Raw genomic sequence first — 15,862 nt, 5'->3', positions numbered from 1 at the left:
TATGCCGGAGATTGCGATTGTCAATCGGTTTACGGCGCACCATCTTGCCGTAGGTCAGTTACCCCGAAGGCAGATATGCGCCTTGATGAGTTGACATTCGTCGCGTTTGATACCGAAACAACCGGCTTGTGGGCCCCCTCGCATCGGCTGGTCGAGATTGCCGGCGTGAAATTCAGACTTGGTGACGACCAGGTCACTACGTTCCAGACATTGATCGATCCCCGGAGCGCCATACCGGCGGAAGTCATCTCAATTCACGGTATCACGGATGAAATGGTGGCCGGTGCACCATCGGCCAAAACGGCGCTGATGAGCTTCTTCGAATTCTGCGGCCCGGAGGCCGTTCTGATGGCACACAACGCCCCTTTTGATATTGCCTTCGTTGCCTGTGAACTGGACCGAGGCGACGACGTGCTACCTGATAACCTGATTCTCGACACGGTTGATCTTTATCGCAGGTCCTACCCGCAACTCCCGTCATACTCCCTCTTGTCGCTGGTACAGAAGTTTGATATTGAGCAGACCCAGGCGCATCGGGCGCTGGCCGATGCCGGATGCGTGCAGCGCTTGTTCACTCGGTTGATGGATGATCTGGGCCGCACGTCAGAGCTGGATGAACTAGTGCGCAAGTGCGGGCAATATCATTTCACCGATGGTCGACTTCGGGAGGCAGAACTGCCGGAGCAGTTCGCCGACATTTCACTGGCCTGCCGGGAACAACTGACGCTTGAGATTGTGTATTCGTCCTCTGGCCGACCCGCGGAGACGCGTCGTATACGCCCACTGCGTGTTTTCGAACAACGATTCGCGATATACATCCGAGCCTACTGCGAAAAAGCACAGGCGGAACGAACGTTTCGCCTCGATCGCCTGCTCACGTTCAAGCTGGTCCGGTAGACCAGCCGCGAAGCAATCGCGAACCGACCGACCGATCCAGCTGTTATTCTGTAATCAACTTCATCGGTCCATGACATGTAGGTTGTACAAGTATAACAGGGCAGATCTCTGTATAGGAAAACAGTCAGGAGGTAGCCATGACTCAGACCGGGATATTGCCAGTAGTCGCGGTACTGGCAGCGGCGGCACTCGTCGCATCGCCGGTTCCGGCGGCCACGCCGCTCACGACCGTGCAGATCGGAGGGACTTTCACACAGCCACTGTTCATAACGTCGCCGCCAGGCGACACCACCCGCTTGTTCATAGTCGAGCGAACCGGCAAGATCAAGATCTGGCGGGCCGGCGCCACTCTGTCGCGACCGTTCATTGACGTCGCTTCCCTTATTACGTCTTCCGGTACGGAGCAAGGGCTGCTGGGGCTCGCGTTTCACCCCAATTATGCCACAAATGGGTATTTCTTTCTCAATTTCACCAACACGTCGGGCAACACCGTTGTCACACGGTTTAGTGTCAGCAGTGACCCCGACAGCGCCAGCATTGCCACACGTCACGATTATCTGACTATCAACCAGCCTTTTTCAAATCATAACGGGGGTATGATCGGTTTCGGGCCGTTCGACGGATATTTGTATATTGGCATGGGTGATGGGGGCAGCGCAGGAGACCCTAACAACAACGCTCAGAATCCCCTTTCCCTTCTCGGCAAAATGCTCCGTATCGACGTCAGCGCCGACACGGTGATCATCCCCCCCTCCAACCCGTTCGTCGATTCGGCGAATTACCGCCACGAGATCTGGTCTCTTGGCGTCCGAAACCCATGGCGGTGGAGTTTCGACCGGCAGACCGGCGATCTGTATATCGCCGACGTTGGCCAGAATGTCATCGAAGAAATCGACTTCCAGCCCGGTTCGAGCTCCGGTGGCGAGAACTACGGCTGGCGGCGAAAAGAAGGTCTGAACTGCTACAACCCGCCAACCAACTGTGAGGCAGGTTTCACGTTGGTGGACCCGATCTATCAGTACACCCACTCGGGAGGGAGATGTTCCATCAGCGGTGGCTACGTCTATCGTGGTTGCGCCATACCGGACCTGCAAGGAACCTACTTTTTCGCCGACTACTGTACCGGCGAGATATGGAGTTTCACGTATGATGGTTCGGGTATTACCGGTTTCCAGAACCGAAATACGGAATTGGGTTTAACCAGTTCCGGCGTTGCCTCGTTCGGCGAAGATGCCCGTGGAGAGTTGTACGTAGTCAACCTGAACGCCGGACGCGTTTACAAGATCGTGCCGAACGGCGTCCCCAGCCAGTGCAGTCTGGGTTGCTGTACCGGCACAACCGGCAATGTGGACGGTGACTTGGGTGATCTCAGTGATATCAGCGACCTTGGAGCCTTGGTGGATTACCTTTTTTTCGGCGGTGCGATAACGTCATGCCCTGATGAAGCGAATGTGGACGGCAGCCTGGGGGGCGTTATCGACATCTCGGACCTGAATAGGATGGTTTCATTTCTTTTTTTCAGCTCTGCCCTGCCGCTATGTCCGTGAATTAACTCGATACTAAATGCCCCGACTGCAAAGTCGGGGCGTATGATCGGAATTTGTGGAGCCAGGGAGGATCGAACTCCCGACCTCTTGACTGCCAGTCAAGCGCTCTCCCAGCTGAGCTATGGCCCCGTATTATGAGTCCCCGATTTTACACGCCGGGGGGCGTTATGTCAACTGCTTTGTTCTCGCCGTTGCCGCGGATTAAACAGAAAACAACTCCCACCAAAGTCAGGGCAACGGCGAAGTAGATCACCGGCCTGTAACTTCGGATGAATATCAGCTTGGGATCTGCCAGTGCACCGTTCCTGTTTTCGAGAAATGAATAAAAGGCCGTGGATAGACCGACTCCGACCGACATCCCGATGTTCCTGTTGGTAGCCAGGATGCCGGATGTCACCGCCTGCTGCGACGCTTCTACCGAGCCCATCAAAGCTGATGAATTGGGAGTGCTGAACAGGCCCACACCAACGCCGATGACGGTCATCGACAAAACCACATACATATTCGTGGTTTCAAGGTCCATTCGCCCCAGAAGCACAAGACCCAGTCCTGTGATCAACATCCCGGCCGAGGTGAGCAGCCGGTAACCGATGCGATCGGAGAGACGGCCAGCTAAGGGGGAAAGAACGAACATGAGGACCGGCAGGATGATGAGAAACAGCCCGACCTGTCGCGGCTCCAGCCCTTTCACGCGCTCCAAATAGAATGGAATGAGCACCAATACACCCGAGGAGGCGATAAAGTATGTCGATTGTGCCAGGATCGAAGTCGTGAATTGTCGGTTGCGGAATATCTCCAGCCCGATAAGCGCCTTTTCGGGTTTTGACTCGATACGAAAGAAAACCAGTAAAGCGGCCGCGGAAAGCAGCAGCAGTCCCCAGATCCGAACGTCGTTGAACGGATGATCGTTGAGCATCGACAGCGCAAAAATCCCCGCGACAAGCGACGTTGAAATGGCCGCGGCACTGGGAAACCGAACTTCTCGCTTTGACTTGGGGGGCGGGAGAAGCGAAAAATAACGGTACACAAGATAGAGACCGACCAAGCCGACGGGCAAATTCACGAGAAAGATCGAGGGCCAGGACCAGATCCCCAGCATCAGTCCGCCGACCGGCGGGCCAACCATGAAGCCTGCGGCTACCATCATGACCATCATACCGATCCCCTTGCCTCTTTCGTTGGCCGGGAAGACCCGTGACACCATGCCGGGGCCGATAGCCGCAAACATTGCCGTGCCAGTTGCCTGCAGTATGCGGCCGATGATCAGCGCATAGATGTCCCAGGCCAGAGAACAGGTCAGCGATCCGAGGAGAAAGAAGATATACCCAAATCGGTACGCGAATGCGTACCCTTTCGACTCAGTCCAGGCTCCAAAGACAAGCATGAGGGCGATCAGAGTTAGTGAGTAGGCGAGCACGACCCACGCGACAACATCGACTGGGCAGCTCAATTTCTCAGCAATGGTCGGGAGGGCGACATTGACAATCGAACCATCGAATGTCGCCATGAACGTTCCCAGAGCACCGACCGTGAAAAACTTGTAGCGGTTGGTTTGAATTGCCTGTTCGTCCATAACTTCTTATCTGTCAAAGCGTTGCCAAAAAATGAATTGACAACCGTCGGCGCTAACCATAACCTAAACCCGATGCAGGGTCAACAGGTTTCAGGGGCATTGAACAATCGGTCGGTGGCAGCGTCTAAAGTGAGTGGCGTATCCGCGTTCGGGGTATGAACTGGACCATCCCGGAGTTGGTCGAGCGGTTTATTGGGGGCGACACCGGCGCCTTCACCGAGTTGGTGCGACTTCACCAGCGCAGGATATACTCAGTAGCGTTTCGACTGCTGGGGAACCATCTTGATGCCGACGAGGTGGTTCAGGAAACGTTTGTGCGGGTATATGGAAGACGAAAGGAATTACAGCATGTAGCCAGTTTCACCTCGTTCTTGATGCGCATCGCAACCAACTATGCCATCGACCTTTTGCGCAAGCGAAAAGGGAGGGGCAGTGTTGGCGACGATCCGGCGACGCTGCCCGGCAACGTCCAGATGGAGTTGTCCCGGCGCGTTCGGACCCCCAGCGATGACTTCGATGACCGGGTGCTGATGAAGGAAATATTGCAGGCACTGGATCGACTTCCACCGCGGCAGCGGTTGACCGCTATCCTCCATGACATTGAAGGATACACCAAGACGGAGATAGCGGGCATCCTGAACTGCCCGGAGGCGACCGTCCGCTCAAACCTGCACATTGCAAGAACCAAGCTGAAGAAAATTCTGTCGAAGCGGCTGAGCACAAAGGAGTAACAATGACCTGTCACGTTGTCCTGTCGCTCATTGACGATCTGGTCGATAACGAACTCTCCCCGCCGGATGAGGCACAAGTGAAAGTGCATCTGGCGGCGTGCTCCGCTTGCCAGGCGGAGTACGATCGTGCACTGCGATTGAAGAGGATGCTGGCCGCGGCGCCAGCGACCGATCCTGGCCCTGACTACTGGGCGGAAGTTAGCCCGCTGATAGCAGCCAAGACCGTTGACCGTGAACCGGTTGTCGAGCGCACGTCGATCACGCATCTCCCCCGGCGCATCAACCCGGAACTTTCGCGTGCGCTCCTGACATGTGCGGCATCATTGCTGCTCCTTTTTGCCGCCGTCTGGGTGGGAAGCCAGCGACGCGAACAGGTCACAGCCGCCAATGCCTCCCCCCATCCGCTTCTGGTAACGGCACCACTTCGAGGACTGCTTGCGTCGGACCAGTCCACTATCATGTCGGTCCATGAACGTCGCCTCGTAGCCCGGGCTTCTTTGGTGCTTGGGGCGCCGGGGCCATTGGGAAGATTTGCCACCCTCCCGGAGTTACTTTGGCCACAATAGCCGATAATCCATACGGAGACAGTCGTGAATAAAATAACCGCCATCGTTGGGATCAGCCTTCTGACCGCCGTGCTCCAGTCATGCGGCACGGGCGGCGAAGAGATTAGTCTTAGATTCAAGTTCGAGCCGGGCTTGAAACTGGTGTACGATCAAACGACCCGAAGGAGTCTGACCGTTACCGAAGCCGACTCGGTGACCAAGCAATCGAGCGCTACCATTCTTCTCCAGATCGAGCAAACCGTCCGCAGAGTGCTTCCCGATACCTCCGCGGAAATCCTGGAGAGAGACTCCTGGGACTACACACAAGTGAATGAAAAGGACTCCACAAAGCTGGATACGGTCCGCGGAAGTCGGGAGATGGTCGTGTTCGTCAAGCCAAACGGAAAAGTTGTTGATATCGACTTCACATCGGAAATGGACAGCTCCACTGCGTCGTACATAGAGGACTACTTCGATCAGGCCACACCCGTGTTTCCTTCCGGCGAATTGCGGCCGGGTCAAAGCTGGACTCAGGAAACGAGCGTTTTTATCGACAGCGTTCCCACCGTGGCCTCGACTTGCTATATCTTCACAGGAGTCGAGCGCCAGCTCGGCTACCGGTGTGCTGTCATAACCTACGACGGCAACCTGGTAATTCCGGTCAAGATCTCGCCTCAGGATAGCACGCAACGTCAGGGAGTCGATCGCATCCGGGCGACCGGGACCATGTATTTTGCCTACCAAGAAGGCTGTGTCGTGATGCAAGTGGAGAACTGGACGGTCGCAGGACAGCGGGAGAAACTGTCTGAAGGTGCGAGCAAGTCGTATCGCGTCGACAGCCAGTCCGAAACACGCTTCGCTCTCAAAGAGCGAAAGCTAATGTAACCGCACCCCCTTCCGGTAACGCTGGATCCTGTGATGCCGATCGCTCGGGTAGTCCTTATAGTCCTTGATGCCTGCGGTATCGGAGCGCTCCCCGACGCTCACCTCTTTGGCGACCAGGGAGCGGCAACGATCCCTCATGTGGCAAACGCCGTTGGCGGACTGCAGATGCCACATTGTCAACGTATGGGACTGGGGAATATCACCCAGATCAAGGGTGTGCCGCACGCTGACTCGCCGCTAGCCAGTTACGGGAGGATGGCGGAGCAATCTCCCGGCAAGGATTCCACTACTGGTCATTGGGAGATGGCAGGGGTCATCCTCAAGGAGCCGTTTCCATTATTCCCGCAAGGTTTCCCTCATGACATTGTTGCCGAGTTCGAGCGGCGAGCCGGAGTAATGACCATTGGCAATTGTGCCGCCAGCGGTACCGAGATCATCGAGCAACTTGGTGAAGAACATCAACTGTCCGGGGCCATCATCCTCTACACGTCGGCGGATTCGGTGTTCCAACTCGCTGCCCACGAAGAGACAATCCCGTTGCCGCGACTTTACGAGATCTGCCGCATCGCCAGAGACCTGCTGACCGGGCCGTTCGAGGTGGGGCGAGTGATTGCCAGACCGTTTGCAGGCAAACCGGGCAGTTATGTCCGCACAGCTGGACGAAAAGATTTTTCCCGGACACCACCCCGCGACACCCTCCTGGATCTTTTGACAAACGAGGGCCACAAAGTACTTTCTATTGGCAAGATATATGACCTGTTTGCCGGGCGCGGCATCAATACCGTTATCAAGACCAGCAACAACAACGAGGTGATGAGCGAGATCACGCGAGCAGTGAAAGAGGACAGGGAACATCAACTGATCTTCGCGAATCTCGTAGATTTCGACCAGCTCTGGGGACATCGCAACGACGAGGTCAGTTTTGGTCGTGCGCTTGTAGCGTTCGACCTCCAACTTGGAGAACTTCTTGCGGTGCTGCACAATGACGATCTGCTGGTGCTGACGGCCGACCACGGCTGTGACCCGACGATCAAGAGTTCGACCGACCACACGAGAGAGTTCGTGCCTCTTCTTGCTTACGGCAAAACGACGCGACAGGGTGCAGACCTCGGCACTCGTTCCGCCTTTGCTGATCTTGGATCCACCATTGCCGATATTTTCGACCTCCCGGAAGTTCTCGACGGGACCTCGTTTCTGAGCCAGTTGACCGGAAGCAAGGGAGAACAGAATGGATAAGGAACTCATGGACCTGAACCTAAAGATTGACCACGCGGCGCTGCAACCGGAAGTGGACGAGGCGGCCATCCGGCGGCTGTGCTGCGAAGCCAGGGAGTATCTATTCTATTCAGTGGCTGTCAATCCGGCGTGGACCGCGCTTGCAGTCGAACTTCTCAAGAAGACCTCGGTCAAGGTCCTTACCGTGGCTGGTTTTCCCCTCGGTGCCAATAGGACGGATGTCAAAATAGTGGAAGCGGTCGAGGGAGTCAGCGACGGCGCCCATGAGATCGATATGGTGGCTAATATTGGCAGGCTGTGCGCAGGCCAATTCTCCGATGTGGAAGCCGAAATTCGCAAGGTTCGGCGAAATCTGCCACCAGAAGTAATCCTCAAAGTGATCATTGAGGCGGGCAGACTGACCGAACAGCAACAGGTCGAAGCTACCAAGTGTGTGATAAACGGTGGGGCGCAATTCGTCAAGACCTGCACCGGTTTCTTTGGCGGCGCCACAGTCGAACAAGTCAGGACCCTGTTTCGGGCAGCCGAAGGGCAGATTGAGGTCAAGGCCTCCGGGGGGATTCGCACTCTCGAAGACTGCCAACGCCTGCTCTCAGCCGGCGCGACTCGGCTGGGATCATCGGCATCAGTGGCAATCATGAAAGAGTTCGCGACCCTGTATTAGCAGGGAATAGACAGTCTCCTTTGGAATCAGACGGACTTCCCGGCGGTGGCTTCTCCCCCTTTGCTTTTGGTTCAGCTCCCTGTATATTTGACATGTGGATAAACCGGAGAAACAGGGCGGCTCCGGGAAGCCGTTTGTCGGCATGCACTTTCGCTGCTGCGGAGTCTATTCCCGGATATACTTGAACGCGGCCGGAACGGCGTTTGTGGGCTGGTGCCCAAAGTGTGCCAGGAAAGCCGAAGTTCGGGTCACGCCGACCGGTTCAGATACCCGCTTCTTCTCGGCCGACTGAGATCAGGCCGGTGAATGGAGATGACACTGGTGAAATCGAAGATCGTCGTTGTACCGATGGGTGATGTTGACTTCATGGCAGTCAACAAGCTGGCCTCCAACGTGGGGCCGGTGTTCAACCGCTCGGTCGATATTCTCAAAGGGATGAAAATGCCCTCGGAGGCGTACAATGCCGTCCGCGGCCAATACTATGCCCAGGTCATTTTGGCGAAACTCGAACGGACAAAAGCCAACAGCCGTGAAAAAGTGATTGGCGTCTGCGAAGAAGACCTGTATCTCCCGGACGAGTCGTTTGTAATGGCCTGTGTGGACCGGCTGTCCGGGACCGCCGTGGTGTCGCTGTACCGCATCAGGCAGGAATTCTATGGGCTTCCGGAGGACGAAAGCAAGGTGTATCCACGGTTGTTCAAAGAGGCGGTACACCGCCTGGCACATCTCTTTGACCTCACCGAGTGCCGCAATCCCAGATGTGTTAATTATTATAGCCAGGTGATGCTGGATATCGACAACAAAACCGAACGATTCTGCGATATCTGTCGCCGCCAGCTCACCAGCGTGACATAAATGACCCTTGACCAGATCCTCGACTTTCTGAGAACCGACCCGGTTGTCGGCAAGAACATCACGCATTGGAAAACCTATCCTGCACGCGAGGCGAAATTCGCCGACTTTCCCGATGGACTCGATCGCCGACTGACAGACGCGCTGAGCGCGCGAGGGATCGAACGTCTGTTTTCCCATCAGGCCAGTGCGATCAACGCGGTCATGAAGGAAAGTGATGTTGTTGTCGTCACTCCCACCGCCTCCGGAAAGACGCTCTGCTACAACCTGCCGGTGTTGAATGAAATACTCCGTCAGCCTGATTCCCGGGCATTATACCTCTTCCCTACCAAAGCACTGGCGCAGGACCAGCTGAGTGAACTGTATGAGTTCATCCAGAAACTGGATGTGGACATCAAGACATATACCTTCGATGGTGACACGCCGCAGACCGCGCGACGGTTGATCCGGTCCGCCGGACATATCGTGGTGACAAATCCTGACATGCTGCACGCGGGTATCCTGCCCCATCACACCAAGTGGATCAAGCTGTTCGAGAACCTGCGATATGTGGTCATTGATGAGATCCACCAGTACCGCGGGATCTTCGGCTCACACCTGGCCAACGTGATCAAGCGCTTGAGACGCATTTGCAGTTTCTATGGTTCAGATCCGCTGTTCATTTGTTGTTCCGCCACCATTGCCAATCCGGATGAATTGGCCGAGAAGATCATCGGTCGCAGACCCGAGTTGATCGACAACAACGGCGCTCCCTCGGGTGAGAAGCACTTTCTCATCTACAACCCGCCCCTCATAAACAAGCAACTGGGCATTCGCAAGTCGGCGGTGAACGAGGCGGCCCGCCTGGCGGCCACGTTTCTCCGTCATCGCATACAAACCATCGTGTTCGCTCATTTCCGCCTATATGTTGAAGTCCTTCTCACCTATCTGCAGCGCGAGTTAAAAGGGGACTTTGGCAAAGGGATCACTGTTTCCGGTTATCGCGGCGGCTACCTGCCCAATGAGAGACGTCAGATCGAAGCGGGTCTTCGAAGCGGGTCCATTACCGGCGTGGTATCCACCAACGCACTGGAACTGGGGGTCGATATCGGCCATCTTGATGTCTCAATAATCGTTGGTTATCCCGGCTCCATAGCGTCGCTCTGGCAGCAGGCTGGGCGAGCCGGGCGACGCGCAGGGACATCGATCACCGTGATGGTCGCCAATTCGACTGCTATCAACCAATTCCTGTGCACGGAGCCGAAATACATTTTCGAACGAACACCTGAGTCCGGCATTGTGGATCCGGACAATCTGATCATCCGCACCAACCACCTCAAATGCGCTACGTTCGAGCTCCCGTTCGGGCAGGAAGAGCTTGCCGCCGACAATTCGACCGGGCAAATCCTGGATTATCTATCGCACCAGAATATTGTTCGCAAGGCATCCGACCGGTATCACTGGTCATCGGAGATCTATCCTGCGCAACAGGTCTCGCTTCGCTCCGCGTCGCCGGACAATTTCGTCATCCTTAATGAATCGAATAACGCCGAGGTGATCGGCGAGGTAGACTATTTCTCGGCGCCGATCTTCCTGCATCCGGAGGCGATCTATCTTCACTCCGCCAACCAGTACCAGGTCACCCGATTGGACTGGGACGGGAAAAAGGCATATGTGAAAGAGACTGAGGTCGATTACTACACCGATGCCGAAACAAAGAGCGATCTCAAAGTGCTGGCGACAAACCAGGAATCCGTGTTGCTCGATGATGCTCGCATGCAATCGGGTGAGGTCTCAGTCTCCAACGTGACCGTGCTCTTCAAGAAGATCAAGTTCGAGACACATGAGAATGTCGGCTCGGGCATTTTGAATCTCCCTGAACTCGAAATGCACACGAATGCGTTCTGGTATGCGTTTCCCGGTGATGTTGCCGTTAAGCTGGGATTGAGCGGTGACACCTTCGGCGGAGCGCTGCGCGGACTGGCCAATATCCTCGGCAAGATTGCGCCGCTTTGGGTGATGTGTGACGCAAGGGACCTTCGGTCCATTTCACAAGTGCGCGCGCCGTTTACTGAGCGGCCCACGGTCTATGTGTATGAGAACATCCCTGGTGGGGTGGGTTTATCCGAGAAGCTGTTCGGCGAAGCTGAACGCCTGTTTGAGGCGTGTCGCGAACATGCCAAGAAATGCGGTTGTTCGTCGGGCTGTCCCACTTGTGTCGGCCCGCCCATGGAGGTCGGCGAACACGGCCGTGACGGTGTGGTCAAGCTGCTGGAGTATATGCTGGCGGTGATGGGGTGAGACGTGACGCGGCAACGTAGCGCCAGTGCGATGGCGGTTGTGATGCGGCCCCCATCATCGTCGGGGTGAGCGGAGTCGAAGGCCGAGAACCATTGCCTTGATCTCAAAAGAAAGGCCGCACCTTCCTGTGCGGCCTCACATCTATTCCGACGAGTAACGGTGAATGCCGTTACTTCTTCCCCGCCATCTCCTTCTTGTACTTTTTGGACTCAGTGTCGGTCCGCTTGGCGAACTCCTGAAGTTTCGTCACCACCGTAGAATCGGATGACATGGCCATGTGAATAATGCCGTACCCCGTCTCCACTTCTTCCATCTTCACGCCGGCCATCGCGAACTCGCCGTACTTGCTGCAATGCTGACACATATATGGAATCTTGCCTGTGGTCTGCATGTCCGTGATAACCTTCTTCATACCCGCCTTCATCTTCTCATACGCCGGCAGATACTCGTCATCGACTTTGCTTATTGACAGAAAGCCGCTGGAGATATTGTGGTATTCAGTGTTCATGTGTTCCAGCAGACCTGGTTGGGCTGCAACTTCCTTGCAGAACACGCAGTTTTGCAGATCAAACCACGGTTTTTCCGCTGCTTCCTGAGCGACGGCAAGCGCGGCCACAAAACACAGCACCACTGCGCAGGTTGCGATTCGTTTCATGATCAGCCTCCTTATGGGTTTCATCGAAAATGTAGGCCGAGCACATTGGCTGAGCAAGCGTAAACTCGCCCGCATCCCCCAGAAAAAAAAAGGTCCCGACTCACGTCAGGACCCAGCTCTCCTCAAAAACCGATTCTCGATGCGAACGGTATAACCGCCAAGAAAGACCATCCGCACGAGGTCCGCTGGGGAATCTCCCAGCCCCGTATGGGACTACTGATCCCACTACCTCGGTTTGAAGCACAGTATATCAAGAAGCGTGCCGGGGCATTCAATAAGGCATAACCAATTGATTATCAATAAGATGCTGTGGCGTCCCCCGTGTCGGGAAGGCGATTAGTCGCAGACTGTGCGATAATCGGCTTGTGTGGTCGTTAGAATCTGCGCAGAGAAAAGCCCTCGCTGTGACCAGCAGCGAGGGCTCGAACTTTATCGAACGCGTGAGCAATCGTAGTCAGCCTACGACCATGCTTACTTCAAAAGCAGCATCTTCTTCGTCATCTCAAACCTCTCGGCCGAAATGCGATAGAAGTAGACGCCGCTGGCAACCTGGTTGCCATCAGTGGCTCTGCCGTCCCACGTGGCTACGTGAGAACCGGCCGTCATCTCCTCATTCACTAATGTCCTGACCTGCTGGCCAAGGACGTTGTACACCGTTAGTTCAACCTTCGAGGCCACCGGCAGATCGAATGAGATCTCGGTGGACGGGTTGAATGGATTCGGATAGTTCTGCTTCAGATCGAAATTCTGCGGCAGACCAGAACCCGCCGTCAGCGCGTACGCGACCTTGTCGAAGGTCGGCTCGACACGCTGCTGGCCGATTCTTCCGTTCTGATCCCAGGTGTGATAGATAAACAGGAGCGAATGATGTGGATTCACCAGCTTGACGGTCTCGAGCGAGAGCTCGCTCACTGAAGGATCCTTCACCTCGAAGACCAGATTAGCGACAGGCCCGGTGCCGGCTGAGAGCTCCGGCTTCCGAGTCGGAGTCAACTGCGAGACCAGACCAATGACAACGTTCTTATTGGCGTTGTCGATTTTGGCCACCTTCAGGTCAAAATAGGAGACCCGGGTGTTCTCGAAGTTAACCTCCTTGAGGGTCACCCCGTCCGAAAACTTCAGCGGGATGTCGATTGCCATCAGGTTGTCCTGATTAGTGATCGATAACGGGACGGTGATCGTCCTGTCCGCGTTGACAAGCGGCTTACCGGCCACCAATGCCTGGTCGCTCGCGGCAAACAGCATTGCCGGCAGAGCCAGGATGGCTGAGATGACTGCGAACGTCATAATACGTCTCAACAAGGCTCACCCCCTCAGGGTTAGCATGTGGTTAACGTTGTGGCTGTCGCCGGCCCGTACAGTCCATTGCACGACGCAGCCGCTTTCTATCCGCAATACGAATTGCTACTGCTTAGCGGTTACTCTAATGTGCGCAATCGTGAGGAAAATCAGATTACCCCGTGTCCAAAGGTAGTCTAACGACTGACAGAGTCGCTGTCAAGTGTTTTTGTACAGGTCTTTGCCGAGATTCCGCCGATCGGATCGGCCGGCCGGTGAGCAGATTCTGGACTTAGGACGGTCAACCTGTCCTCCTCGCGATTTCGCATCGTCCAATACCTATACAATACGGTTGCGAAATTGTTCCTGTTGTTGACAAGATGTCATCATCAGCTTCAGGTCCATCGCCCGATATTTGAGCCTTGGTATGACGCAGATTCTGCGGCTCATGCCGGCGCAACACCGGCCTTACAAGAAGCTGACACACAGAACAGGCAGCTTCCTCCGAGCTTGCCATTATTGCCTGCCTTCGCCGGCGAGGTAATGGACCAGGTGGACCTACCAGACGATCATACAGACGCGACCGACTAAATGCTTGACACGACAACAGTTCTGCTTTATCTGGAGGTAATTGACACACGAAAATTTAGCTCTCAGGGAGGTCGCGTGAGACCGACAGGAAGCGCCGACTCTAAGGCTCCGGAGACTTACAAACCGTTTATTCCTCACACCGAATCGCCTGCCGAAGTCACCACTCGGGCCCTTGTTCTTGGCATTGCAGTGGCCTTGATCTTCGGACTGGCCAACGCCTACCTCGGCCTCAAGGTGGGTATGACGGTATCGGCCTCGATTCCGGCGGCCGTCATTTCGATGGCAGTTCTACGGGCATTTAAGAATAAGCCGACGGTGCTGGAAAACAACATCGTGCAGGGGATGGGCTCGGCCGGTGAGTCTCTTGCAGCGGGGGTCATTTTTACGGTGCCGGCATTTTTCATCTGGTCGGCCAGTACGCAATTAGCCGCTCAGGGATATTCGTTTGCTATTAAATGGTGGCAAATACTTGCCTTGGCAGTGTTGGGCGGTAGTCTCGGCGTGTTACTTATGATCCCACTGAGGCGGTTCTTGGTTGATAAGGAGCACGGAAAACTGAAGTACCCCGAGGGAACCGCCTGTGCTGAAATAATCAAGGCTGGAGATGAAGGAGGCAGTCGCGCCAAGATGGTGTTCGCCGGAATCGGCGTTGGCGCAGGTTATAAGATACTGATGAACCTGGTTAAGGGGTGGCCGGAGGTCGTAGAAACTAACTTGAAGGGAATTTTCAGAGGCGGTGTACTGGGGATCGATGCCACGCCTGCCCTCCTCGCAGTCGGCTATATTATAGGCCCGCAGATATCGGCCATGATGCTTTCAGGAGCAGTCCTTGGCTATCTGGCAATCGGTCCGTTGCTGGCCTTTATCGGCAACCAAGCGCCAGACATGATCGTGTCACCCGGTACGATTCCGCTCTCGCAGATGGACCCAGGGCAATTGCGCAATTTCTATATCAAGTATCTGGGAGTTGGAGCTGTGACTCTCGGTGGTTTCATCTCCCTCATGAAGTCGTTGCCTATCATTATCTCGTCGTTTCGCGAGGGCTTCAAGCAGTTGATCGCACGATCGGATGGTTCGAACACCGCGCTCCGCACCGCCCACGATCTCCCAATGAAGTGGGTGCTTCTTGGGGTCATTGCTGTCATTGTAATGATCGCGCTTCTGCCGGGCACTGGACTACCTCTGATCGGGGTGATTCTTGCGGTGATTTTTGGGTTCTTCTTCGTGGTAGTTGGTGCTCGCATTGTAGGATTGGTTGGTTCCTCCTCCATGCCTGTCTCAGGCATGACAATTTCCACGTTGATTGTCACATGCCTGGTACTTGTCGGGTTGGGTTTTTCCGGCCCCAAAGGCATGATCGCGGCGATGATGGTGGGAACGATTGTCGCCGTTGCCGTCAGTATGTCAGGGGACATCTCTCAAGATCTGAAGACCGGTTTTCTCCTGGGCGGTACGCCTATCAGAATGCAACTTACCACCCTGCTCGGTATCGCCGCACCAGCAATTGTGATAGGATTCATACTGTTCTACCTGAGGGATACCTATGGCTTCGTTGCAGGTGAGACCACTCGCACGCCGCTGATGGCACCTCAGGCCAACGTGATGGCCACGGTAGTAAGCGGCATTATGAACGGCAATCTTCCCTGGGCACCGATCATTGTCGGCGCGATGCTGGCCCTGTCAGTCGAACTGCTTGGGATCGGCGCCTTACCGTTTGCTATTGGGCTGTACCTGCCCTTAAGCCTGTCTACACCCATTATGGTAGGCGGTACCATTGCGTGGCTGGCTTCAAAGGGAACGGACAAGGCCACCGCTGATGCTCGCAACATGAGGGGGACGCTTCTTGCGTCGGGTCTCGTGGCCGGGGATGCTTTGACGGGGCTTTGCGTTGCGATGCTGGTAGGATTTTGGAATTGGTTTTCAGACTACGACAAGGCGCATGACGGACTTACCACATTGTCGGGCGGCTTCGGCCCCTCGCTTTCCATTGTCTTGTTCGTGATGCTTGCGTTGGCCCTCTATCGCGCGGCGATCAGAGAAGACAAGAGAAATTAGGTCTTTTGTCGCACACCCTTTCACGGTCGGCCATCGGTTAGCAGACCCGGCGACCGACCTGCCATGCATGATT

Annotated in this window: 14 protein-coding genes and 1 tRNA gene; 11 read left to right on the top strand and 4 right to left on the bottom strand. The window is 55.4% G+C overall.

Translation table 11 applies throughout. The features are described from left to right. The first annotated feature begins 75 nt into the window (after nucleotides 1–75). Entirely contained in the window at nucleotides 76–897 is an 822-nt protein-coding gene (locus AB1644_00185) for an exonuclease domain-containing protein (GenBank protein ID MEW6049477.1), read from the top strand. A 137-nt stretch (nucleotides 898–1,034) separates the two neighbouring features. Beyond that, nucleotides 1,035–2,444 (top strand): PQQ-dependent sugar dehydrogenase, encoded by a 1,410-nt coding sequence (locus tag AB1644_00180; GenBank protein ID MEW6049476.1) that lies wholly within the window; start codon nucleotides 1,035–1,037, stop codon nucleotides 2,442–2,444. 56 nt (nucleotides 2,445–2,500) lie between these two features. Here the strand turns inward: AB1644_00180 and AB1644_00175 are convergent. Continuing rightward, nucleotides 2,501–2,573, bottom strand: a tRNA-Ala gene (locus AB1644_00175). A 19-nt stretch (nucleotides 2,574–2,592) separates the two neighbouring features. After that, nucleotides 2,593–4,017, bottom strand: coding sequence for an MFS transporter (locus tag AB1644_00170; protein ID MEW6049475.1), 1,425 nt, complete (start codon nucleotides 4,015–4,017; stop codon nucleotides 2,593–2,595). Between the two features lie 155 nt (nucleotides 4,018–4,172). Here AB1644_00170 and AB1644_00165 point away from each other — a divergent pair, with 155 nt between their 5' ends. The 8 genes from AB1644_00165 to AB1644_00130 all read left to right on the top strand — a co-directional run bounded on the left by AB1644_00165 (nucleotide 4,173) and on the right by AB1644_00130 (nucleotide 11,210). After that, nucleotides 4,173–4,748, top strand: coding sequence for an RNA polymerase sigma factor (locus AB1644_00165; protein ID MEW6049474.1), 576 nt, complete (start codon nucleotides 4,173–4,175; stop codon nucleotides 4,746–4,748). Between the two features lie 2 nt (nucleotides 4,749–4,750). Further along, entirely contained in the window at nucleotides 4,751–5,314 is a 564-nt protein-coding gene (locus AB1644_00160) for a zf-HC2 domain-containing protein (GenBank protein ID MEW6049473.1), read from the top strand. Between the two features lie 24 nt (nucleotides 5,315–5,338). Further along, nucleotides 5,339–6,178, top strand: a complete 840-nt coding sequence (locus AB1644_00155) for a hypothetical protein (GenBank protein MEW6049472.1) — start codon at nucleotides 5,339–5,341, stop codon at nucleotides 6,176–6,178. A 33-nt stretch (nucleotides 6,179–6,211) separates the two neighbouring features. Beyond that, nucleotides 6,212–7,414, top strand: a complete 1,203-nt coding sequence (locus AB1644_00150) for a phosphopentomutase (GenBank protein MEW6049471.1) — start codon at nucleotides 6,212–6,214, stop codon at nucleotides 7,412–7,414. Next, nucleotides 7,407–8,078 (top strand): deoxyribose-phosphate aldolase, encoded by a 672-nt coding sequence (gene deoC, locus AB1644_00145; protein MEW6049470.1) that lies wholly within the window; start codon nucleotides 7,407–7,409, stop codon nucleotides 8,076–8,078. Before AB1644_00150 ends, deoC begins: the two co-directional genes overlap by 8 nt. A gap of 94 nt (nucleotides 8,079–8,172) precedes the next feature. Further along, nucleotides 8,173–8,370, top strand: coding sequence for a hypothetical protein (locus AB1644_00140; protein ID MEW6049469.1), 198 nt, complete (start codon nucleotides 8,173–8,175; stop codon nucleotides 8,368–8,370). Between the two features lie 29 nt (nucleotides 8,371–8,399). Then, entirely contained in the window at nucleotides 8,400–8,933 is a 534-nt protein-coding gene (locus AB1644_00135) for an archaemetzincin (GenBank protein ID MEW6049468.1), read from the top strand. Next, nucleotides 8,934–11,210 (top strand): DEAD/DEAH box helicase, encoded by a 2,277-nt coding sequence (locus tag AB1644_00130; GenBank protein ID MEW6049467.1) that lies wholly within the window; start codon nucleotides 8,934–8,936, stop codon nucleotides 11,208–11,210. Nucleotides 11,211–11,379: 169 nt separating this feature from the next. On the opposite strand, the gene AB1644_00125 is transcribed toward AB1644_00130, so the two are convergent. Then, nucleotides 11,380–11,865, bottom strand: a complete 486-nt coding sequence (locus AB1644_00125; GenBank protein ID MEW6049466.1) for a hypothetical protein — start codon at nucleotides 11,863–11,865, stop codon at nucleotides 11,380–11,382. Nucleotides 11,866–12,336: 471 nt separating this feature from the next. Next, on the bottom strand, nucleotides 12,337–13,152 hold the full coding sequence (locus AB1644_00120) for a FlgD immunoglobulin-like domain containing protein (GenBank protein ID MEW6049465.1): 816 nt from the start codon (nucleotides 13,150–13,152) through the stop codon (nucleotides 12,337–12,339). A gap of 657 nt (nucleotides 13,153–13,809) precedes the next feature. Here AB1644_00120 and AB1644_00115 point away from each other — a divergent pair. After that, nucleotides 13,810–15,789, top strand: a complete 1,980-nt coding sequence (locus AB1644_00115; protein MEW6049464.1) for an oligopeptide transporter, OPT family — start codon at nucleotides 13,810–13,812, stop codon at nucleotides 15,787–15,789. Nucleotides 15,790–15,862: the final 73 nt, after the last annotated feature.

It is taken from the genome of Candidatus Zixiibacteriota bacterium (genome assembly GCA_040753875.1).
Classification (GTDB): domain Bacteria; phylum Zixibacteria; class MSB-5A5; order GN15; family FEB-12; genus DATKJY01.
The sequence above is the reverse complement of the archived record's forward strand: the minus strand, read 5'-3'. Positions and strand labels throughout refer to the sequence as shown.

What these genes read in the sequence shown, in the direction of transcription:
- AB1644_00185 (MEW6049477.1), top strand. Translation starts at nt 76, where the DNA reads ATGCGCCTTGATGAGTTGACATTCGTCGCGTTTGATACCGAAACAACC.
- AB1644_00180 (MEW6049476.1), top strand. Translation starts at nt 1,035, where the DNA reads ATGACTCAGACCGGGATATTGCCAGTAGTCGCGGTACTGGCAGCGGCG.
- AB1644_00170 (MEW6049475.1), bottom strand. Translation starts at nt 4,017, where the DNA reads ATGGACGAACAGGCAATTCAAACCAACCGCTACAAGTTTTTCACGGTC.
- AB1644_00165 (MEW6049474.1), top strand. Translation starts at nt 4,173, where the DNA reads ATGAACTGGACCATCCCGGAGTTGGTCGAGCGGTTTATTGGGGGCGAC.
- AB1644_00160 (MEW6049473.1), top strand. Translation starts at nt 4,751, where the DNA reads ATGACCTGTCACGTTGTCCTGTCGCTCATTGACGATCTGGTCGATAAC.
- AB1644_00150 (MEW6049471.1), top strand. Translation starts at nt 6,212, where the DNA reads ATGCCGATCGCTCGGGTAGTCCTTATAGTCCTTGATGCCTGCGGTATC.
- deoC (MEW6049470.1), top strand. Translation starts at nt 7,407, where the DNA reads ATGGATAAGGAACTCATGGACCTGAACCTAAAGATTGACCACGCGGCG.
- AB1644_00130 (MEW6049467.1), top strand. Translation starts at nt 8,934, where the DNA reads ATGACCCTTGACCAGATCCTCGACTTTCTGAGAACCGACCCGGTTGTC.
- AB1644_00125 (MEW6049466.1), bottom strand. Translation starts at nt 11,865, where the DNA reads ATGAAACGAATCGCAACCTGCGCAGTGGTGCTGTGTTTTGTGGCCGCG.
- AB1644_00120 (MEW6049465.1), bottom strand. Translation starts at nt 13,152, where the DNA reads ATGACGTTCGCAGTCATCTCAGCCATCCTGGCTCTGCCGGCAATGCTG.